The organism is Coleofasciculus sp. E2-BRE-01 (genome assembly GCF_040221695.1).
In the GTDB taxonomy this organism is placed as follows: domain Bacteria; phylum Cyanobacteriota; class Cyanobacteriia; order Cyanobacteriales; family Coleofasciculaceae; genus Coleofasciculus.
Genome location: NZ_JAVKEA010000189.1, coordinates 82,613 through 105,416 on the forward strand (window position 1 = coordinate 82,613; position 22,804 = coordinate 105,416).

General features: G+C 46.4%; 16 protein-coding genes, 1 tRNA gene and 1 pseudogene. 5 read left to right on the forward strand and 13 right to left on the reverse strand.

Going from position 1 to position 22,804, the window contains the following annotated elements; all coding sequences use genetic code 11:
• Positions 1–196 precede the first annotated feature (196 nt).
• From RIG66_RS23470 to RIG66_RS23490, 5 genes and pseudogenes are all read right to left on the reverse strand, one after another.
• Entirely contained in the window at positions 197–1,930 is a 1,734-nt protein-coding gene (locus RIG66_RS23470) for a glycoside hydrolase family 9 protein (RefSeq protein WP_446381117.1), read from the reverse strand.
• A 220-nt stretch (positions 1,931–2,150) separates the two neighbouring features.
• Positions 2,151–4,040 (reverse strand): glycoside hydrolase family 9 protein, encoded by a 1,890-nt coding sequence (locus tag RIG66_RS23475; protein WP_446381118.1) that lies wholly within the window; start codon positions 4,038–4,040, stop codon positions 2,151–2,153.
• A gap of 578 nt (positions 4,041–4,618) precedes the next feature.
• Entirely contained in the window at positions 4,619–4,888 is a 270-nt protein-coding gene (locus tag RIG66_RS23480; protein WP_446381119.1) for a hypothetical protein, read from the reverse strand.
• Between the two features lie 38 nt (positions 4,889–4,926).
• Positions 4,927–5,115, reverse strand: a pseudogene (locus RIG66_RS23485) (nitroreductase family protein); the annotation flags it as partial.
• Between the two features lie 239 nt (positions 5,116–5,354).
• Positions 5,355–5,621 (reverse strand): hypothetical protein, encoded by a 267-nt coding sequence (locus RIG66_RS23490; RefSeq protein ID WP_446381120.1) that lies wholly within the window; start codon positions 5,619–5,621, stop codon positions 5,355–5,357.
• A gap of 156 nt (positions 5,622–5,777) precedes the next feature.
• On the opposite strand from RIG66_RS23490, the gene RIG66_RS23495 reads away from it, so the two are divergent.
• Together RIG66_RS23495 and RIG66_RS23500 are read left to right on the forward strand one after the other, a co-directional pair.
• Positions 5,778–7,901, forward strand: coding sequence for an NAD(P)/FAD-dependent oxidoreductase (locus RIG66_RS23495; RefSeq protein ID WP_446381131.1), 2,124 nt, complete (start codon positions 5,778–5,780; stop codon positions 7,899–7,901).
• A gap of 11 nt (positions 7,902–7,912) precedes the next feature.
• Positions 7,913–9,541: a WD40 repeat domain-containing protein gene (locus RIG66_RS23500; protein ID WP_446381121.1), complete on the forward strand. Its 1,629-nt coding sequence runs from the start codon at positions 7,913–7,915 to the stop codon at positions 9,539–9,541.
• Between the two features lie 154 nt (positions 9,542–9,695).
• Here RIG66_RS23500 and ntcA read toward each other — a convergent pair whose 3' ends face one another.
• Entirely contained in the window at positions 9,696–10,367 is a 672-nt protein-coding gene (ntcA, locus tag RIG66_RS23505) for a global nitrogen regulator NtcA (protein ID WP_044210879.1), read from the reverse strand.
• Between the two features lie 280 nt (positions 10,368–10,647).
• Here ntcA and fabI point away from each other — a divergent pair, with 280 nt between their 5' ends.
• The 3 genes from fabI to RIG66_RS23520 all read left to right on the forward strand — a co-directional run bounded on the left by fabI (position 10,648) and on the right by RIG66_RS23520 (position 12,757).
• A complete protein-coding gene (fabI, locus tag RIG66_RS23510) occupies positions 10,648–11,424 on the forward strand; it encodes an enoyl-ACP reductase FabI (protein ID WP_446351965.1) in 777 nt (258 codons plus the stop codon).
• A gap of 252 nt (positions 11,425–11,676) precedes the next feature.
• On the forward strand, positions 11,677–12,156 hold the full coding sequence (locus RIG66_RS23515; protein ID WP_446381132.1) for a type II toxin-antitoxin system antitoxin SocA domain-containing protein: 480 nt from the start codon (positions 11,677–11,679) through the stop codon (positions 12,154–12,156).
• Between the two features lies 1 nt (position 12,157).
• Positions 12,158–12,757, forward strand: a complete 600-nt coding sequence (locus RIG66_RS23520; RefSeq protein WP_446381122.1) for a type II toxin-antitoxin system PemK/MazF family toxin — start codon at positions 12,158–12,160, stop codon at positions 12,755–12,757.
• A 46-nt stretch (positions 12,758–12,803) separates the two neighbouring features.
• Here RIG66_RS23520 and RIG66_RS23525 read toward each other — a convergent pair whose 3' ends face one another.
• The 7 genes from RIG66_RS23525 to RIG66_RS23555 form a co-directional block, all read right to left on the reverse strand.
• Complete coding sequence (locus RIG66_RS23525) at positions 12,804–13,511, reverse strand: M48 family metallopeptidase (RefSeq protein ID WP_446381123.1); 708 nt, start codon at positions 13,509–13,511, stop codon at positions 12,804–12,806.
• Positions 13,508–16,768 (reverse strand): type I restriction endonuclease subunit R, encoded by a 3,261-nt coding sequence (locus tag RIG66_RS23530; RefSeq protein ID WP_446381124.1) that lies wholly within the window; start codon positions 16,766–16,768, stop codon positions 13,508–13,510. Before RIG66_RS23530 ends, RIG66_RS23525 begins: the two co-directional genes overlap by 4 nt.
• Positions 16,769–16,800: 32 nt before the next feature.
• Positions 16,801–16,995: a type II toxin-antitoxin system VapB family antitoxin gene (locus RIG66_RS23535; protein ID WP_446381125.1), complete on the reverse strand. Its 195-nt coding sequence runs from the start codon at positions 16,993–16,995 to the stop codon at positions 16,801–16,803.
• Positions 16,979–17,221, reverse strand: coding sequence for a FitA-like ribbon-helix-helix domain-containing protein (locus tag RIG66_RS23540; protein WP_446381126.1), 243 nt, complete (start codon positions 17,219–17,221; stop codon positions 16,979–16,981). Before RIG66_RS23540 ends, RIG66_RS23535 begins: the two co-directional genes overlap by 17 nt.
• A 66-nt stretch (positions 17,222–17,287) precedes the next feature.
• Positions 17,288–18,607, reverse strand: a complete 1,320-nt coding sequence (locus RIG66_RS23545; RefSeq protein ID WP_446381127.1) for a restriction endonuclease subunit S — start codon at positions 18,605–18,607, stop codon at positions 17,288–17,290.
• Positions 18,588–21,329, reverse strand: coding sequence for an N-6 DNA methylase (locus RIG66_RS23550; protein ID WP_446381128.1), 2,742 nt, complete (start codon positions 21,327–21,329; stop codon positions 18,588–18,590). The genes RIG66_RS23545 and RIG66_RS23550 overlap by 20 nt, the downstream gene beginning before the upstream one ends.
• 447 nt (positions 21,330–21,776) lie before the next feature.
• Positions 21,777–21,849 (reverse strand) — tRNA-Arg (locus RIG66_RS23555).
• Positions 21,850–22,804 lie beyond the last annotated feature (955 nt).

Genomic DNA, 22,804 nt, shown 5'->3' on the forward strand with positions numbered 1-22,804 from the left:
AACTCCTATCTTGCAGCACTGGTAATAAATCCTCACTTACCTTGAGGTGGGCAAGAGCAACAAAGGATAATATTAGGGTATCAAGGTTTATAACTCTTGCCCACCCTACATAAAATCAACTGAATCGAAGAACCCGCGCAGGCGGGTTTTGTTTGTGTAGCTGCGGTTTCTAACCGCCAAGCTTTTCTCGTACAAGTTAACCTTCCGCCATCACCATCCCTATCAGTGCGATCGCAGGGGCATTATAATCAATCGCATATTCGTTCGTGGCATAAGATCGCTGATCATCCACATAACTTAGCGGACCCAATCCTTTCGGGGCAATTCCATCCTGGGCTTCTGTATTCGCCCCCCCTACCATTAACCCGGGAATTACCGTTTTTTTCGCGACAGCAACTCGGTGATGCACATTACGGACTGAATTTGACCCCACAGCCGTAACAAAGGATAGATTAAAATGATTGCGTCCTAACAAATAATCTAACTGATCCAGCGCCGCCTGATAATACGCTTGATTTCCGGTGAGTTTATAGGCATAAAACAAGGTAATTCCTTCCTCCGCTACCATCTTATTCGACGCCCAAATAAACTTATCAAGTGCCAAGCGATAGCCACTGCGATTCACCGTATCCAGTAAACGATCTGCCCGTTCTAATAACTTTTGCTTCATTTGTGCATTCAGATTTTCTGAACCTTGCTGACGCGGTTGCAACAGATAATCTGCCATCCCCAAAGCCGAGGGATCTTTCCATTCAAATAGAGTATAAGACAAGTCAGGAAGCTCTTGGTCTAAATACTCCGCAAAACTTGTCTCCCCTGTCGTAATCAACAACTCCGCCGCCGCCCAAAAACGGTCATCCTTATCCGTTTTTAACGACGCTTCCGTATCCCACTCCCCAGCTAGATATTTCCCCGAACCACTATCGTCCCCCTCAACCCAATCCACACGCATTGAGGGTTCATTTTGCAAGAATTCCCAAGCTTTTTGCGCCGCTTTTAAATAATTCTTCGCCAATAACACATCATAGGCTGAATACACTCGCGCCGCCATTGCCAATGCGGCGGCAAATTTCGCCGTTTCTGGTGTGGAAATTCCATAAATATAACGAGGTTGGGTATCTTCATTCGGTAGAATCATGGGGGGCCATTCTTTTCCCGAAAGCTTGCGATAAACCGCACCATCACGCCGTTGCATGGTCAGCATCCAATCCAATCCCACTTTCATTTCATCCAGCAAATCGGGTCTGCCATTACCACTTTCAGGAATCATCAATTGGCGGTCAGAAAATAATGACGGATATTGCTCATATAAACTTAATAAACGACCCACAGTTACCGCCGTTGGTCCCACATATTTACCAAAATCGCCTGCATCATGCCAACCCCCTTGGGCGCGTTTCATTTCACCCGCCCGATGCATGTCATCGGTATGGGCAAAGGTGCCATCATTTAAATGGCAAGGAGAATGACCAATTCCATTAATAGAATCTCGTATGGCTACCCCGCAGCGTTGTAAATAGTAGGAACGCAGCATTTTGTTGAAAGCATCTTGATAAATAGCTTGACCAATCTCAAAGGGATAAGACTGAATCTCTCCAAGTTTAAGATAATAGCGCCCGGGGCGGTTAAATGAGGTGAAATCAATCCGTTGGATACTATCTTTACTGGCTGCATCTTGCATCGGTGCTGACAACTCAGTCTCGAATACGGGGCGGTTATTTCGGACGTTAATTAATTGGACGGGATTGGTGGTAGAAGAATTGTAATTGAGTAAAAAGGCTAACTTAGGATGGGTTGGTGAATATCCGACTTGATTAATCAAAAGTTTACTTGGGTTATCTGGGTTTATCGTTTGCGCTTGTCCTTTAGCCCAGAATCCATACACCATCGATATTGCCCAACCGAGGAAGAAACGTCTATCGATTTTCATGAGATTATTCCATCCTATTCATTTACAGATTTTAATCTGTAGACGCACCTTTAATTCCTAAAAAATTAATCACCTAAAGCTTTGAGGAGAGGGTGACCCGACTCAAGTCAGGGCGGGTTTTGTACAAACGTTATTATCAATAGCTGCACGAAAGTCCCTAAACCCGTCCCTACACACTTACGCGCCATGTCCTCGAAGGTTGTGAAGCATCAAAACTATTTCACCCATCTTGTGGCGGTTCAACTCCCCAAATTAATTGTCCACTATTATAAACCGGAATATGAGTGCGCTTACCCTTCCCAGCTTGTTCTAGCATCTCTTGGTACGACCAATCATTATTCATAGTCCAGATACCTGTCGGCGTATTCACCTGAAATTGGACATCTTTTTTATAATAAGCTTCTCCTCCAGGATAGAGTTGTGTCCCATCCACATCCACCTGGATATAGTAAATCGTTGGGGAATTTTGCCAAGGATTAAGTCCAGATACCGTTATTCCTGATTCAGGACTGGCATTGACTGTAATATCCGTTGGGTTTCCTCCGGCTTCTATCACCTCACTACTATCAATAAAATAGCGAAAGGATAAATTCGGAATAATCCGAGCGGGCCAGGCGGATTGGTTATAAATAGTGGCTTGAACCTCCATCAAATTATCACTCAGTTGAGTCCCTTGCGCCTCAACAAAAAATTCATCACCTCGTTGTTCTGGTTCCGGAAAATTGGCTAAGGAATTACCCCCATATTTCTGATAGAGTTTCGCCACAGCACCCGTAAATCCGGCATTATAATCTGTGGCAACTTCAGTCATCTGAAAATTAGACCGTTCATCGATATAATTATCCTCCTGATCGGGTCCACCAACTAAGGCTCCATACAAAATATGTCGCGTTTCTTCCGGAATTTCTTTACTATTTGCCCAAGAACCATGGGCTGTTCGATGATGGGGTTGTCTGGGTGAGTTCTTGCCAAATCCGACCACATAACTCCGCTGATCTGGATTCGATCCTAACATATAATTAATCTGCCGTTCGGCAAAGGCATGATATTTTCGCCGCGTCCAAGGCGAGTCTACGGAGTCCCCATAAATAAAGGCTAAAAATGCCGTTTTTGCCGCATATCTTAACGAACCCCATTCATCCAGCCAAGCCAGTCCCCCTGGGGTATAGGAGACGTGTTGCCACTGACAGCGATCGCACCAATAGTCTAACCAGCGTTCGGCGTCTTCTTGATACTTATTTTTCCCGGTTAATTCGGCTAATAAGACATAACTGCCATAAGATTTATCATCCCAGGTATGCGTCCAATTATAAGCGAGAGTCGCATTCGGTTGATCCCTTAACTCCTCATAATACGCTTCAGCTTTCTGTAAATACTCTGGTGCTTGGGTTGCTCGATAAAGCCATGCTGCACTCCAAACCAATTCATCAGTATAACCACTGGATTTGTAATACTCTGCCGCCTCAGTAATGCAATCCGAATAGTTGCCTGGATATTGCTCAGCAAAGTCGTAGAGTTCCTGGGCATGTTTTAGCAAGGTTTGGGCATAATTCGCATCGGTTTCTTGAAAAACCATAGCTGAAGCTGCCATCGCGGCGGCGGTTTCTCCAGCTAAATCAGAACCCGGACAAGTGGCATCAATTTTATAGGAAGGACGCTCCATCGGCATCACCTCCGCCGCCCCCCACCACCCATGATCTAAACTGCCTTTACCCACCTGACCCCACAACACTGTTGGCGCAGGATGGGCTTTAATAAAATAGTCATTAACCCAGCGCAAATTATCCAGCATGGCGTTATATTGACCACTTTGTTTGTAAGCGTCTTCGTATTCAATGACACCCCAAGCTAAAAGCGTAGTTGAAGCTGCCATGGGAAAGCCAAATTTTAGATGATCCCCGGCATCATACCAGCCTCCGGTTAAGTCAATCCCATTATCTGCACCATCAGTTAATGCGGAATCCCCCCGCCATTCCACCCGATTATTGGCAGGCAGTTTTCCGGATCGCTGCACATCATAAAAATAGACCGCTTTTTGTAAGACTTCTCCGTAATTGTACTGATTTCCTGCTAGAGAGTCTCGACCAAAAATATTGAAGACACCGAACATCCAATAGTGAAGGCAGTTAAATGTTAAAATAAAGACCGTCAGTAAAAAAATGATCAGGAATTTAATCAGAGTACGGGCTTTAAACATAACGTTGGGGTTATCCAGATTAATCTCATCCTAGCTTACTCAGTTCCTGAAGCCATCCGAGAATTCACTCAATTGCTAATTTTTCATGAAATCTTTAATGAAGATATATTTTACTGGACAAAGAAAAATCTCTTGGCAAACGCTTTAGCTTATCTAAGTAGGTGGACACAATTAACGTGAACGATTGAGATTAGGGAACAGGGAACAGGGAACAGTAAGGGTTTGAGGTGAATTTACAAAACTTAATACTAAGTATTCCTAGAAACCAGGTTTCTTTGCGTGAAAGGTTGATATGGCGTTGTCATCCTCACGAGAAACCCAGTTTCTTGACCGAATTTTTCCTCAACGGTGTACTATTCGGATCTACCTTTATCCCTCATAACCGTCCGGATAGTGTGATACCAAATCTGCTTCAGCAATCCCCTTTATCCCGTGCGTACTTTTTCCTTGAATCCCTCTGCCATCTGCCTTCTACACCTGTGCAATCCTACTTAACTCTTATCTATCAGCACCTCCTCAAGGGGGCGACGCGGTGAAGTGGGCATGGCTTGAGCATAACCAATCCGTAGTAGTAATAGAGGTTGTGCTTCCTCTAATCCCAGATAGTTCTGGAATTGCCGTCGCACCTCTAACACTTCGCAGGGCATATTAATGTGCGCGTGTTTAATATTAAACGAACTTGCTGTGAGAGCCACACGTTGGAAACTTTGTCCCAGATTTACCCAATGTTTTTTATCATGCTTTTGGGCAATAAATAACATAAGTGCTGAGGAACTCTGAATCAGTTTCTCGCACGCGCATGGTCATCGGGATCTACTATGGGTAAACGACGGGAATAGTCCGGGTAGATACGGATAGTATTGGTATCAATAGAAAATTTCCAGGGTTGGGTGTTGTGACCCGATGGTGCTAAGGTGGCGAGGCGAATCAGTTCTCTGGCTTCCGGCGGAGAATCATGGTTAAAGTAGTCGGTACAATTAACGTCCAGTGATGAGTGTCGTTATTGTAGTAGTTTCATGTTGTAGGTTAGGTTGACGTATGAAACCCAACAAACTCTAGGCTCGCATCCCTGACTACCGAACCGTGACAAAATAGGCGGCAAATCCCCACTAACCAACTGTCAACAGCCACCAGTCATCAGCTACCAGTCAGCCGTCAACACTAGAATTACAATAATGACGCGATCGCAACCTGGGGTCAAGCGATGATTAACACCGCTTGACATCCTCAAGAAACCGGGATACTCCCCACCGCCTCTATGGACGGCAGAATATTCCAGGCTTGGGCGACAATATCACTAAGCCAGCGTCGTTGTGCCTGATCTAAGACACTATCTTCCGCTAGCACTTCAGCGGTAAGCTCGTCTAAGGACTGTCCTTGAGAACGGGCGATCTGAATGACACCGGCAATTGCCGCTGCTACTAATTCTTCGTTCACTGGTTTTTGACGGAGAGCCGTCATTTCTTGGGGACTAACTGGGATGGGATAATTCATGGCGAGTTAACAAAAGCACCCTAATTTACCGAAAATGAGAAGAGTGTAAACTTTTTTTACTAATATTAAACCAATCAGTATCCGGAAGTGTAGCGTATTTTGCTTCAAGTCACCTCCGTCATCTTGCGTAATTCCTCAGCGAATCAGATCACTCAGATGAAAGAACTTCTCTACGTAGAAATACCGAACCCCGATACCGACGCTGTTCGCACCTGGTTGCAGCAGGACTGGTACTTTGAGCTGGGGAAGAAAACGATAACCCTGGATGGTATCCTGGTACAAATTGAACATGCGTCTTCAGCCAATTCATCTACACCGATTTGCGTCCCGATTCCGGAAATCTCCATTTTTGTTTGGTCGGTGCAGCGAACCACCTACTTGAAAGCCTTTCGCTGGTGCGATCGCGCGATCGCGGGAGAACGGCAATTACTCCAGAAGCTGACAGGGGACTTACGCCGTCAGTTTCCCTATCGCTATCCTGAACCCCCAGAGGTCGATTTATCGCAACAGTCGATCTTTGAGGCGCTAGCACCCTATTATCCCCAAACGGTTCATTTCTTCCAAAAAATGCCCAAAGGGGAATATGATCTCAACCGCGTCTATTGGTGGGAAAAACGATGGCGCGAAGGGGTGCGGAATCCACAGCAGCCTAAACAGGTTGTGTTTAAGACAACCGAGGAACCAACACAGCTTCGAGGACACAGCTACTCCAATTCCACCTATGACCTGATTTATATCGGTGGTGCCCTGGGAGTCATTCACGCCGCTGTTATGGCACAACGGGGGTATCGAGTTCTACTGGTAGAACGATTACCCTTTGGGCGCATGAACCGAGAATGGAATATTTCCCGGGCTGAGTTTCAGAGTCTCATCGATTTGGGGTTATTTACGCCCGATGAGTTTGAAGCCATGATCGCCAGAGAATATATTGATGGCTTCAACAAATTCTTTGATGGCAACAATCCTCCTCATCTAAAAGCACCTGTATTACATACACCAACTGTACTGAATGTGGCAATTGATTCAGAGAAATTGTTACAATTATGTGGAGAAAAGTTACAAAAAGCGGGCGGCGACATCTGGGATGAGACGGAGTTTATCCGGGCAGAGATCACGCCAGAGGAAGTTGTCGTCAGTCTACAGCATTTGCCCAGCCAAACCCCCCGACAAGCCAGAGGACGACTTTTAGTCGATGCCATGGGCACCGCTTCTCCCATCGCTTGGCAACTGAATGGGGGCAGGGCGTTTGATAGCGTTTGCCCCACCGTCGGTGCAGTGATTGCCAGTGGGTTTGAGCCAGGGGTTTGGGATTCTAACTATGGAGACGTTCTCAATAGCCACGGCGACATTTCCCGGGGACGGCAGTTGATTTGGGAACTGTTTCCGGGGGCGGGGGAGGAACTGACGATCTATCTGTTCCACTACCATCAGGTGCATCCTGAGAACCCTGGCTCTTTATTAGAAATGTATGAAGACTTTTTTACAATTCTGCCAGAGTACCGCCGCTGCGACATGGAAAAATTGGTGTGGAAGAAACCCACATTCGGCTATATTCCTGGACACTTTAGCATAAGCAGTCGCGATCGCACGGTGGCGTTTGATCGGCTGGTTGCCATTGGGGATGCAGCTTCCCTACAATCGCCTCTGGTGTTTACGGGATTTGGTTCCCTTGTGCGTAACCTGTATCGGTTAACCGACTTACTCGATACCGCCCTACGCCATAATCTCCTAACTGCCAAAGATTTAAACCAAATTCGCGCTCACCAAAGCAATATTTCTGTCACCTGGCTTTTTTCCAAAGGCATGATGGTACCCACCGGGCGTCATTTGCCTCCCCAACGGGTGAATGCCATGCTAAATACCTTCTTTGGGCTTTTAGCTGATGAACCGCCAGAGGTTGCTGATACCTTTATTAAAGACCGTTTTGATTGGTTAACCTTCAACCGACTGGCATTAAAAGCAGCTAGACGTAATCCTGCCCTGATTTTTTGGATTTGGGACATGGCAGGGACAAAGGATTTCTTGCGTTGGCTGGGGAGCTACTTCACGTTTACTGGAAATGCTATAGTGAGTGGATTCCTTAAAGGGTGGTTCCCGAATCTGATTCGCCGCTTACAACCCTGGATTGAAAAGCATTATCCCTCACTAGGATTGCGACTGTTAGCCCAACATTATGCGATGACAGCGGGGATGGGACATCCGGAACAGGTGCAGCGTGAAGCATCAAATTCGGATGAATTAGTGACCCATGGGGGTCAAAAGAAAGCCTTTGATTCTTGAGGGTTTAACCTATGCAACTCTTGCCCTACAGTCGCTTTACCCTAAAAAGTAACGAGCCATTGCCGGATGTTATTAATAAGCTCAATGCTCACATTGAAGCGCCCAAAACATTTCGCTGGACTTTTTCTCGTAACCATGCACCTTATGCCGGAAGAATTTCCAGTGATGGGTTTGAGGTGCGGCGAATTATTCATCACCGCAACTCGTTTTTACCCACAATCCGAGGGCGATTTGAATCGGGCTCTCAGGGTACGGTGATTCGCATCACGATGAGGTTACATCCCTTGGTTATTGGGTTCTTAGTGTTTTGGTACTTAACCTGGTACAGCGCCACTATCCCACTATTTCTGTGGAGCATTTTTTCGGGGGATGGGGTTAGAGTTGAAGGCTTGCTGTTTTTAGGACTACCAATTGTTGTATTATTTACCTTCTGGTGCTCGTTTTGGTATGAGGCAAATCGCAGTCACCGCGAGTTAACCCAGATTATTCAGGGAGAACCCCTTGAGCCGCCAAACTCTAGTCGTAAAATCCGTCGCTCTTTGTTATTGAGAGGCGTCTTGTTTGTGGTAGTTATTGGCAATATTATCTGGCATCTGGATGAGTTTTTTCCATCCCTGAAACGTGACACACAACCTGTAGTGCTAAAGTCTTGTTCTGACAATTCAACGGAGTCTTCCTACTGCAATTTCTCTGTCTTTCGTACCTTTACGGGACATCCAACTGCTTTGGCTATTGTCATCAGTGCTGACGGTAAAACCTTAATCAGTGGTGGGAAGGATAAGGCAATTAAAGTGTGGGACTTGCAAACTGAAACGTTAACGAAAACACTCCAGAGTGATTCCGGTGTGATTCAGGCTCTCGCGATCGCGCCCGATGGTAAGGTGGTTGTCAGTGGTAGTGGCGATCGCATGGTTCGGATTTGGAATATGACCACTAACCAACCGCCTCAACTCCTAGCAGGACATGCTGAGACTATCAATGGGGTTGAGATTTCATCCGACGGAACGACAATTATTAGTCACAGTCATACCGAAATTAAAGTCTGGGATTTGGCAACGGGTCAGCTAAAACTAACTTTACCCAATTCGCCGTCTACTGAAATCAAAATTGGTCCTGTTTTAATCGAAAACAATTCACCACGTTTCTATCCTCGTGTGATTAGTTCTGATGGCAAAACAGCACTGGTTCAATTGGGTGTGGGTGGCAAACTTGTGGCGTGGGATTTACTCACTAACCAGCAAATTATCCTCCAGAAAAAATGGTCGGACGGTTTTGGGTATATGCACTCGGCGTACATCAGTGGGGATGGGAAGACAGCCGTGACAATTTACTATCACCAACCCGTGACGGATTTGAGAGTATGGGATTTAACAACGGGAATGCTGAAAGCCGAAGGACGTGTATCTTCGACGAGAAACTATTTCGGGTATGATACCTTTGTTCTCAGTCGCGATCGCATTATTGGCAGTACCGATGAAGGGATTAAGGTGTGGAATCTAGAAACAGCTGAGCTAGAAGCTACATTAGAGCATGAAAAAATGAGTGATTTGGTGGTTAGTTCAGATGGCAAACTCTTAGCTGGAATAACCGAGAGTTCAGAGAATCAAGAGTCCAAAATTAAAGTCTTGCGGCGTCCCTAAACCGGATATTTCCATCTAAGAATAAGCGAAGAGAACATGAAATCCTCCTCTATTATCAACGCAATGCAGCTTAAAGTTCATCAAATGAATCAAGGTGAAGCCTCTCGCATTCAAAATTGATGAACCTGAGCAATACGTAAATTGTCTACGACGCCTACGTGAACTGCTGACTCAGCACTACAGGGTTGTGAACCGTGATTTTTTTCTTTTGAATAGAAATCATTTGATCAGTTCGCAGATCCCCCAGTAGACGAGTGACGGTTACTCGTGTGGAGCCAATCGCTTCCGCGATCGCTTGATGGGACAGCTTCAAGTCAATGGTAATCCCATCCTTGCCAGGGACACCGAAGTCACGGCAGAGAATCAATAAAAAACTGACCAAGCGAGATCCCATATCCCGGTGAGCTAATGTCTCGATCATCATTTCCGTCTGTAAAATCCGCGAGGACAGTCCCTGGAGCATCAACATAGATAGCTCTGGGTTGTCCTTGAGCGCTTGCTCTACCTGGTCAATCGGAGCTGAAAGCAGTTCAACCGGGGTAAATGCTACCGCATGGTAAAACCGATCAGAGCGGTGACCGGTAATCAATGACAATACCCCAAAGACACTATTTTCCCGCAACAAAGCAACTGTAATTTCTTCCCCCGCCTCATATACCCGGGAAAGCTTCACAGCGCCTTTCATTAGAAAGTAGACCCGTTCGGCGGGATCTCCTGGGAAAAAAATAGTTTTGCCCCGCTCAAAGGTTTCAACAACGGGAGGAAATGAGCTTCCGCCGATTTGACGGAACACAGCTGCTAACGGTCTATCTTGCATTACGACCATACCTATTACCCTTGCGCCAAAGCCTTACTGACTTCTAAGTGATCGCCGATGAAGCTTGAGACTCCAAAATCGGCTCAATGAACGATCTCTATATTGTATTCAAGAATACTTAATCTGAGTCCCAATAGGTTTTTTGTACCAATTGTTACATAATGAGGTGAGATGTCAACGGACACCTGATGAATTGAGTTGACAGCTAACGGTTTGGCGTTATCATACAACGAACATCGCCCAAACACGGTTATTCTTTGTGTTATTGTCTTGAAGAATTAAGATACCTATGCTGAATTTGACTGGAAAGAATGCCCTAGTGACTGGGATTGCCAACAATCGATCAATCGCCTGGGGCATTGCCCAACAGTTGCACCAAGCGGGTGCTGAGTTGGGAGTCACCTATTTGCCCGATGAGAAGGGACGCTTCGAGAAGAAAGTCAGAGACTTGGTAGAACCCCTACAACCCAGTGTCTTCTTACCCTGTAACGTCCAGGATGATGCTCAAATCGACGCCACCTTTGAGGCGATTGAGAAGCAGTGGGGCAAACTGGACATCCTCATCCATTGCCTTGCCTTTGCCAACAAAGAGGACTTATCGGGAGAATTTAGCCAAACCTCGCGCCAAGGGTTTACGACAGCCTTAGAAATTAGTACCTATTCCCTCACGCGATTAGCCGCCGCTGCTAAACCCTTAATGAAGGAGGGAGGAAGTATTGTCACCATGACCTATCTTGGCGGCGTGAAGGTGATCCCCAATTATAATGTCATGGGGATTGCCAAGTCAGGATTGGAGATGAGCGTCCGTTACCTCGCCGCCGAATTGGGACCGAGTAATATTCGGGTCAATGCGATTTCCGCCGGTCCAATCCGCACCCTAGCGTCTTCAGCGGTGGGCGGCATCTTGGATATGATTCATCATGTGGAACAGGTAGCACCCCTAAGGCGAACCGTTACCCAGCTAGAAGTTGGCAATACCGCCACCTTCTTATCGAGTGATCTCGCCAGTGGGATCACGGGTCAGGTTTTATATGTCGATGCTGGATATGAAATCATGGGTATGTAATTGGATGCCTCGGTCAAGAAACTGGGTTTCTTTGGGTGAAAGCTTGATAAGCTGTCATGCATTTAAATTGGGAATAGGTAGCGAGCAAGATGCAAAGCCTGCGGCATGGCTTCGCTTAACGCACTACAAGGATTTTGCCATTATTGACATTAAGGTTTAAATGCCGAACAGCTTATTTCTGTCATCTTCGCGAGAAACCCGGTTTCTCATAATACTTGACTGACGATCTAGGTATCAGCATTAAAAGGAATGATGTTGGAGCAACTCATCAAATATTTTGTCTATAAGACAAAAGGGCATATCACAAAAACACAGCTCATTAATTTTTTATATTTGGCTGATCTTTATACGGTTAAATGGACAGGAAAGCAGCTTACTGAATTAAACTGGTGTTACTACCACCATAGTCCCTGGCATGAAGATATAGACGCCGCTCTCCGTCAAATGGACGGCAAAGAGATTGCCCAGAAAGCTGAAGGCAGGATCACCTTTATTAGACTAGGTATAGAAGCAGAGATCACAACTGATATAAATTTACCTTTGGGTCTAAAACTAATGCTTGATAACATTAGAAGAGAGTGGGCTAGTGCCGCAAAATTTGAACAGTTATTAGATTATGTACAGAATACGGCTCCAATGCTGGAAATGAGGCAAATTCATCAAGCTGAAGAAACAGTTAAGCTCAATTTAAACGCCGAACGAGAAAAATTGGTGAGTGAGTTAGGTTTGTAAAATGGCTGGACAAAAACCTCGGCAAGGATGGATCTATCTGATTAATCCTTCTCGTGTTTCTTTGCGCTGTAAGCAGGGTCATGTTCATATTTATGATTTAAAAGAACCCAGTCAGATCGAGTGTAATCATAAAGATTGTACAGAAAAGCTTAATGCTAGTCGAGTTTTGAGAGGCAGTCATCCTCACCTTGTTTGGACAAGTGAGCAATTTAGAAATAACTCGGATGACATGCAGACATTTGCAATTATCCCATTGAGTTCACGAGAGATATACAAGGGTTTACCAACGGTTTACCCGATTAATCCAACCCAAAGGAATAATCTTGATACTGAATATTATGCTTTAATACATCAAATATACACCGTTGATGGTAACTGTTTTAAAGATTCTAACCATCATTGGTTGAAGCGCATAGGACAGTTAGACAAATCAGACAAAGAGGCGATAGAGAAACGATTACACTATTTTTTGGTAATACAAGATAATCCTGATGGGGACTGGTTTTCCAAAAATGCCTCTCCAGAGTTGGCTAAAAAGGTATTTTATCAGTTATCTGAAGATGAGCGAAACAACCTCATCGATGAATTTCTAGGTTTTTGATAAAACAACAGTATTCTCAAATTGTCGATGCGATGGTCTAAGTTGCCTATACGGTCAAACTGGCACCATTTTTTCTAAGCCACTCTTTTCTCTCCCGGTAGTCGGGCATGACCTTATCTACTTCGTTCCAGAAGAGATCGCTATGATTACGGTGGTGGAAATGGCATAGCTCATGAACCACAATGTAATCAATAATTCTGGGTGATGCCATCATGCCTTTCCAATGAAAATTAAGCCAGCCACTTGTGCCACAACTAGCCCAGCGGTAGCCCATGTCTTTGACTTTGACTCCCACAGGCTGAACGCCGACTTTAGGAGCAAAATATTTGACGCGATCGCGAAAACGTTGCTGACCCTTCTCGATGAAATACGATATAAATGCTTGTTTTGCTGCTGCATTACCGCCTTGCTCAACGACTTGACGATCTAAGCGAAAGTAGCCTTCTTTGAGCTTGAGGGCACGGTCTTGATTTGATACGAGTGCCAAACGATAGGTACGACCCAGGTACAGAAAGGTTTCACCGTTGACCCACTCGCGCACTACAGCACTGGCATTGAGGTCTTTCCATTCAGCCAAGTTGCGGTAGATCCATAGACGCTTGCTTTCTACTACTGCATCGGCTTGTTCCGGGGTGTAATCAATCGGTGGGCGCAAGGTTACTCTGCCATCACGCTCAATCACAATATCGGTGGTTTTACGCGGGCTACCAGGTAGTAACTGGTATTCTATATCTCTGACACAGCGGATATTCATGGGTTGTCAGTCGTACTTTTCAATAGTTCATTGTGGCGGTTTTTGGCGAGTTTCATAATTTCAACGGCGATCCGTTCACGATTTACTTTCAACTCGACAATGCCAGTAAGGGTAAGTGCAGTCTTGATTTCACTGCGGGTTCGCTTTTGCTTATCGCTATTATTCCAGAAATCGATGCTGCCAATACTATCTTGTAAGGTTTCGACAACTGCTTCCATCAGCACCTTGATCTTGGGTTTGGCATCTGGGGGTATCTCTCCATTTTCAAAGACCTGGTTGGCGATGTGTTCGTAGAAGGTTGTTGCTTCTTTACTCATGCCCTCTTCGCCCTGCTGACGACCCGCGATCGCCTCTTCGCGGATTTTCTCTAACTCTTTGGCGAGCTTGTCCCAGCGGTCGTGATATTCTTCGATCAGGTACTCGACTTTCTCTGATAGGCTTTGATAAAAGGCTGGGTCTTCATCGTGGTGGACAGTGCAATGCTTGCGGATGGCATGCTCCATTTCACTAGCCTTGGCTTCGTCGTTGTTGCCTGCGTGCTGGTTAAGTTGCGCCATAAAGTCTGGCGATAGCAGCTCTACGGGAGGCACTTTGGGGTTGATGCCCAGACTAATCAAATGCTCGTTGATTAGATCCCGGACTTTTTTGCCAGCATCGCCCAGGTTGAGGCTAGTGTCTTTGTAACGCTCTTTGGTGACTTGGAGGATATAGCCCAACCGTTTGGCAGGCACTCGGTATTTTTGAGCAATGGAGTTGGGCAGGATGATATCCAGACTCGCCAGGAATTTCTTCAGATAGACCTCAAAGTCAGCCCGGATTTTCTCGTTTTTGAGCAGCTTAACCGCCTCATGAACCACAGCAGCATCTGCTTGGATGGTCTCTAGGTTTCCTTCGGCATATTCCCGTACTTTGGCGACCTTATGCTCTGCAAATAGCTGTAGCAGGCGTTGGTCTCGCTCCTCTAACACGGGCATCTCAGAGGCAATGCTTTTTAAGCCCTGAGCCAATTCCTGTTGTTCATTAGTGGCTGCATACAGAGTCAGAGCCTCCGTCAGATTTTCGGTGAGACCGATGTAATCGACGATGTAGCCCCGCTGTTTGCCTTTCTTGACTCGGTTGGTGCGGGCGATCGCTTGTAGCAATGTATGCTCTTTCATTTTTTTATCGAGATACATCACCTGCTCAATGGGGGCATCAAAGCCCGTGAGTAGCATGTCACACACAACCAAAAAGGCAATGCCAGTATGAGGCTTATCGGGATCGTCAAAGTCGAAGGGACGGCAAAAGTTATCGACGGCATTCCAAGCTCGGACTTGCTGGCGGGCTTCGGTGACGTAGGTAGGCTCATTAGTGCCACTGCTGGAGATTACCACTGCTGCCTTGAGGAAGCGTACTTTGCGGATCAGTTCGAGGTCGGGGTTCGGTTGCGCTTTTAAGCGGGCTACGGTGTCGGCTAAGGCTTGATGGATTGCTTTTTGATAACGCACAGCAGCGAGTTTAGAATGGCACACCACTTGGGCTTTAAAGCCGTTAGGAAAAATATTTTCTAGGTAGTGTTTCACCAGGTCTTGGGCGATCGCGCCAATCCGTTGCTCGGCTTCTAACAAGTCGCCTGTCGCCCCGTATTTCTTCTTGATTGCTAGTAACTCTTCGTCACTGCGATCGCGAAAGAGATTTTCAAAGCAGGTTTCAAAGCCGTGTTTATCATTGAGGGCATCGTCGGAGGTACGACCTTCGTACAAAATTTGTAGCGTGGTGCCGTCGGGTACGGCATCCATGAGCCGATAGGTGTCGATGTAGCTGCCAAAGCGTTTATGGGTTTTCTTTTCACCGTGTCGCTCGGTAATGAGGGGGGTGCCAGTGAAGGCAAGACGGGCAGCGTTGGGAAAGGCTTCAAAGACGTTATCGCCCAGGTCGGAGCTTTGGGTGCGGTGAGCCTCGTCAATCATCAGCACGATGCGGGAGGAGTGATTGACTACGCCAAAGGTCTGGCTACTCGGAATAGGGCGATAAGTGCCTAGGGCTTCGGCAACTTTCAGGGGCATGACCCGATCGCGCTGCTGAAACTTATGCACCATCACCATATTGATATCGGAGGCATCCGTTGATAGGTGGTCTCGGAGGGCTTGGGTGCTTTCAATCGGATAAACCCGCCCGCCAATCAGGGTGGCGGTTTTAGACAACTGCTTTTCGAGATCGACGCGATCGTTAATCAGCACGATTTTGTAGTCGTTCAGGTCTGACGATGCTCGCAGCATCCGCGCCACAAATACCATTGTCAGGCTTTTGCCCGATCCTTGGGTGTGCCAAACAACACCACTTTTTTCGGCTGCGGTTTGACCTTGGCGTAAACGCTCAATAATTTTGTTGGCTGCTCGAAACTGTTGGTAACGGCACACCACTTTAATGCGGGGACCGCTATCGCTGTCCATAAAGACGCTAGAAGTCCGCAAGATGCTCAGTAGGTTGGTCTTATTGAGCATACCGTTGATGAGTTGCTGTTGTTGGTTCAGCCCTTCGGCGGTTCTCTCTGGTTGAGGATACTGGGTTTTCCAGGGATAGAAATGCTCTGCTTCGGAGGTAATCGTACCATAGTCAGCTTCAACGCCTGTGCTGCGAACTACGAACAGATTGGGATGAAACAGGCGCGGTTCTCCTTCCCGTAAACCATGCCGGGTGGTCTCTTCTCGCTGGTTCATGTAACGCTGGAGCTGCTCAAAGGCTTCAGACATGGGGTTAGCACAGGTGGCACTGCCTTTTTTACACTCGACCACCACCAAGGGGATGCCGTTCACGAATAATACAATGTCGGGAATGATGTATTGCTTAACGCAGCCCGGTGTATCGATGCGGAACTGGTTGATGGCGTGAAACTGGTTGTTTTGGGGATTTGCAAAGTCGATCAGTTTTACTACAGGGTCTTCTTCCCCGGTTTGTTCGTTGACATCGACTTGGGACTTGAACAGCAGTTTTTGAATGGCTTCGTTGGCTTCGAGGAGGGTGCGGTTGGGCTGGCGCAGGATTTGGTCTTGCAGGTCTTGGAGTTGTTTGGGGGTGAGCCAGGGGGTACCATCGGCGTTAGTGTTGAGGGCTGCGACGGCTTGGTTAAAGACCTGGGGCAGTAGCCACTGGCGAAAGTTAGCCCGTAGGCTTTTGGTGGGGTCACTGGGGATTTGTGCGCCTTGGTCAATAATTTGCCAACCGAGGGCTTGTAACTGCTGTAGAAATGGCTGTTCAACTTCGGTATATTCAGACATAAGCTACCTGATAAGGCTGGAATCGACTAAAATCATGTATCTGTCCTCATCAGGCTGAGGTCGCCCTCCCAGGACAACTTACCTCGAAAAGCTTTGATTTTTTCTTGGTGCTTGAGCTGTAATAGCGTTTTTAGAGCCAACTCGATTACTTGATCGGTGGTGGTTAGCCCAGTGGTTTGTAGGGCATCGGCAATTAAGGCTTCGTCTATTTCAATATTGGTTTTCATGATTTGGGGGGTATGAGACTGTCAAAGATCGTTCAAAGTCGGTATCTTTGCCAACATTGGGAATGAGGCGAAGCACTTCAGCAAAGGATTTTTGGGGCGGATGCAATAGGACTTGCTCTAGGATTTTGCGATGCTCGGCTTCGGCACTGATGCCGTGGCGACTAGCCCGTTGTTTCAGTGCTTTGACAATGGCATCGTCGATGTTACGAACAATTAGATTAGCCATAGCGATGGGGTTTTGAAGAGATTGCTTATGCTGATGATAGCATTGCTATCAAGACAGGCGATGGGGCTAGTTTGAGATATGATCCACCTCGTCAGAATGGACTTTGACGGGGACTTTGCCAGTGAGTAAATCGTGCATTAAGCCAGATTTCTTTACCCTAAGCTTTTGAAGACATCTACCATTTCTAAAAATATATTCATCGATCGAATTAAGCTTAGACTCTATTTTTTCTTGCTCATCAGCTAATTGAGGAACCGGGATCAGTAATTCTCTAACTCTGCCAATACTCATTTGAGGCAAGGCTTGCCCCATTGTCATATTTCTAATCTGTATTTTAAGAAAATGGCTTCTTAACAGGTAAAAAAGAAATGACGGATTGATGTTGACCGGATTAATTACACATAAGGAATCCAGTAATGCAAATCTTAAATGTGATGGTAAAATACGTGTTTCACCGATTGTACCTTTTCGGGAAAATGCGATTGAAGATTTAGATAATTTACATCTACGCTCTTGTTCTAAAACAATCTCTTCAATAACTCTTCTAGAAGTATCTAGCTGAATCTGATCGAATTCATCAAATTCAACTGTCGAGATAAAGGGAAATCCTTCGTCATGATAAATTGGATTACGATGACTTGGGTTGGGATCTATTACATCAGCGCAAGAAGTTATCAAGTTCACCACCCAATCTTTCGGAATCCAACCGATCGCACTCTCCTGATACAACTCCGGCGCTTCGTCACGGGGAGGGCGCAGCTTGCCATCCGCACCAATGCCACGGGTAAACAAGTCGTGCATCAGCCCTGCCTTAATCTGCTGGTATTTCTCGATCAGGGCTTCTGTATGTGCGATCGCGCGATCGATGGCTCGAAGGATATCTGCAATCCGCTTTTGAGCTGAAATACTTGGCGTTGGGAAGAGAACCCTACAGAAAAGCTTTCTACTGATTCTTGTTCTAGTTGTTCCTGCTGACAAAGACTCTATTTGTCGTCTAATCACATGAGAATTAATCATGTACATTAGCCAATGTTTATCAGCAGTGGGAGATCGAAGAATCGCTACATCGACTACTGTCGCACACCCCCCCCCTAGCCCTGGAAATAAACAAGCTCGCCCTAAAGGATCAGGCATTCTAGCTATGAGAATGTCCCCCTCTTTCAATTCAGTACAGTTCAATCTCCTAAACTGCTTGTCATTCAGGTACTTATTCGATTTATCTAAAAAAATGCCATCTCCTATATCCGCTAGTTGGATAAGCCGATTACCTCCTTCTGGGTCTTGGTCTTTACTTTCAACCCAATCACCATCACAAAAGAGTGAGCTAAAGTCTAAAAAGTCGTCTATTGAGAATAGTTTCCATCCTTCAGGTATTACTTGGCTCATATCCCAACTCCACTAAAAACGCCTGCAACTCCTGCGCTGCCACATCCCTTGCTGCTTCAATCTCCTTCGCCGTCACCGCATACTTCTCCCACAAATTCTCAATCGCCCGCACACAAACCCGCTGATCCGCCCGTAAATAAGTTTCATAAATCTCCATCAGCGTCTTCCGCAGACGCTCAATAATCACCGTGCGAGCTTCATCCGTAGAAATTTTTTCACGGGCACTTTGCACCAGTTCATCGCGATTATTCTCAATACTCCTAATATTAGCCCGGAGCGTTTTCACTTCATCTTCTAAAGCCTTGTGACGCTCCAAGCTGGCGGTAATCCTTGCTGCCTGATTATAGGCGTGTTGTCCCCGTTCCATTGCCTCTTTTAAAGGAATGGCATACTCACTGATATGACCCACCTCAGCAGCAAGCTCCAGAATACGATTACCGTTAGTAAACAGCACCTCTTTTTGGGTAAATCCTTCAGTGCAATAAAAGCCTTTCTTAGCACCTGGGGGTAACAAATCCGCTGCCTTAATTTCAGTGAAGATATTGCCAGCCAAAGCTTTAACCTGTTTGATCTGCGCCTTCCACTCCGTCGTCCAAGTCTTCAACTCCTCTTTTTGACTTTTCACCTCCTCACTAGGCAATACCCCCGTGTCGTCGGTATCCTCAAAATCTTCCGCATCAGCAGCAGCAAATAGTGCCTGCAACTCCGCCAGCCGAGTCTGTGCCTGCTCCAATTCCTCTAAAACTTCCGGGAACTGGCTCTGCAAAATATCCTCATCGGGAATCAGTTCTGCCCCCCAACCACTGGCTGCAATGGACTTAAAATCTGCCTTCAATGTATCCACATAGTTGGCAAATGCCCCCCGCACCTGAAAGGAGGTGAGTAACTGCTGGTTGGCTAATTTCTCTTCAATGCTCCTGAGCAAACGACTCCGCATAATATAGACATTCCGGGGGCGAGCTTCCTGATTCGCTGCATCGGGGGCTAGAGCCTCCACAACGGGTAGATTTTCCTGCCACCACTCCTCTAGCCTTTCCCTAAACTGCTGGTGACGAGCGATCACACTTTGGTGAGTCGCCACAAAGTCGGCAATGTCGCGCTTACTCGTCAGCACTGGGGCAAAGTCAAGATAAGTCTGATCACGGGGTACAAAAGCATCCTCTCGCAACTGCCCATAGTTCTGCCAAAAGTGTTCGAGGCTATCGACTTCCACCTTGGGTACTCCCCCATGCAGATGGGCACGCACATCATGGGGTTCGGGCGGTGGGGCATTGTCCACATAACGCCGGATATTGCAGTTGTAGTCCTCCTCGGCAATCTCCGCCCTAGGCACTAACCGCGCATAGGCGGGAATGTTTTCCTTAGTGCGATAGGCATAGACAATTTTATCAACATCTTCGGGGCGCAGGAAGTTCTGCGCTTTGCCCTCACGGTATTCGCGATCGGCATTGATAAACAAAACGCGATCGCGAGTCGTCGCCCCCATCTTATTCAGCACGAGAATGCACGCCGGAATCCCAGTGCCATAAAACAGGTTACTAGGTAGACCAATAATCGCCTCTAGATAACCGTGATTGATAAAGTATTTGCGGGCTTCATGCTCCTCTCCCCCTCGAAATAGCACACCGTGGGGCATTACTGTTGCCGAGCGACCATCGTGCTTCAACACCGCCAGCATGTGCTGCACAAACATCAGGTCAGCCTTTTTGCCCTTTTCTGGCATCATCACTGGAAACCGTCCGGTGAATACCAGATCTTTTTTAATATAGTTCTGGCTAAATGGAGGATTAGCTAAAACGCGATCGAAGCGTTTGAGTTCGTTATTTTCGTCTAGGTGCTGGGGTTCGCGGATGGTATCCGCTTGACGAATATCCGCATGGGAGATGCCATGCAGCAGCATATTCATCTTGCAGATAGACCAGGTTGTCCCCATTTTCTCCTGTCCAAACAGAGCCAGTTCCTCAGCATTTCTCCCCTTTTCCCGCAGATAGTCCCGCATTTGAATCAGCATCCCGCCTGAGCCGACAGTAGGGTCATATACCCGCATCCCCTCCTCTGGGTCACAAATTTCGACGCAAACCCGCACCACCTCCGCTGGGGTATAAAATTCTCCCGCCTTTTTGCCCGCCGAGTCAGCAAAGTATTTGATTAGCCACTCGTAAGCTGCCCCCAACAGATCGGGAAACTCAAAATCGCTGTCTTTTAAAGGAATCTTCTCGAAGTTCTGCAAAAAATCAGACAATGTATCGTCGTCCAGCGTTCGCTGCCCGATTTTGCGGTTGAAGTTAATGCCCTTGAGTACATCTTCTAGTACATCCGGGTTAGCATCTTCAATTGCCTCTAGAGCTTTATTAAGAGTCGTACCGACATTATTTTTAACATGCTTGAGAGCCGGATGCTTGACGATTTGACGCTGACCATTATCATCAATCACTTCTTCTTGCCAGCCCTCATTCCAGCGGGCGCGAGGTGGCACATAGAAGTATTTGCTAGAGTAATTATCGGGGTCTTCTAACTCTACCTCGATGTCTTCTTCAGCCATGCCTCTAGCTGCTAACTCTGCTTGTAACTCAGCACGGCGTTGGTCAAAGAGATCGCTTGCCCGCTTCAAGAACAACATGCCAAAGACATACTCTTTGTACTCACTAGCATCCATACTACCGCGCAGATCATCGCAAGCAGTAAGCAAAAGATTGTACAAGCGAGAAAGCGTTAGTTTCATCGATAACCTGAGCAAAATCTATTGGATTCTAAGGCAAGAGTTCTTACAATCTGCCTCCGAAACTATACATTATAGAAGATTACCAAATTGACCTGAATCGAGAGACGCGATGCCTACGGCGGGCTGTGCCTACACGAAACTCAACATCGCCTTATTATCGGATGGGATGCCAAAAGTCAGCACCAGGATTGTGACATGACTTATTCGGGATCAAGGAAACTGAATAATATCGCAGCATGAGGAAGTTCGTGCCGAAAAAGCAGCAGACATCGCCAAAACTTTAACTAAGATGAACGAAAAAGGCGACCTCAATAACCAACAACAAGCCTTCATCAAACGGAAAACTACTACCCTCGACCGTATCAATAACCCCTACCCTCGTCCTACTGGAGAGCCGATGACACTAATCTGACAACGATGACAAATGATGTATCAATCAACAACAAACGAGCACGGAGGGATTTGAACCCCCGACACCCAGAACCGGAATCTGGTGCTCTATCCACTGAGCTACGCGCCCTTGTGTGCAGCGGCGTTTCCAAGGAAACACACATGGCACAAATCAGATTATAACGTTGATTTGGAAAAAACGGCAATCTGTGCCAAATAAAAAATTCCCCTGCCTATGGCTCAGACTAAATCCGGGTTAACTACCCCCGATGTTGATCTTACTTTTCACCGCATCTGGAAAACCTCTCTCCAAACCTCTCTCCTACAAGGAGAGAGGCTTTGAATTCTCCCATGGAACAAAAGCGAAGCATCCTCTGGCTTCCCCCTTTTTTAAGGGGGACGGAAGGGGGATCTACAAGGGAAGAGGGGGATCTATCAAAGGGGACGGAAGGGGGATCTATAAGGGGGACGGAAGGGGGATATAGGTAGCGAATGTTACCTAAAGCAACTTTCCCTTTAGACTTTCCTGAAAACTATTCCTTTAGATAGAGGCACATTCCACTCTTCTGTGGGAGAAAGAACTGGTGTGTATGCTTAATCATGTAATCACTAGGGCAATTTGATACAGGTTCAGTACTCACTTGCCTATTATCAGGACTTGTTTGGTAAACTGCTGGAGTCAAAAAACTAATTTGTTCCATCATCACTTGGAATAGATACAGTCAACCTCTCTACTAAATAGGATTATGATACTAGGACTTCTTACAATTTACTTGTTAATCGCTGGATTATTTTGCATAAACTGGTTAAATGCATTCCAGAAAGAGACGAATTTATCGTCGGAGCAAAAATTCCGGTGTCGGATAGTCTTTATCATTGCCACCGTTTTTTGGCCCCTCACCTTCCCAATTTCATACCTGGAACACTGTTCGAGAGTTTAGGGAATAAACTACCCAGACCTGCTATCGCTCTCGGTCTGGGTTTTCAGTAGCCCTGAAGTCATCAAACAAGCTAAGCTGAACATATTCAATAGTTCGATTTAACTTGCACGACAACCCCGTGCCTCCAGGCTGGTTTATAGACAG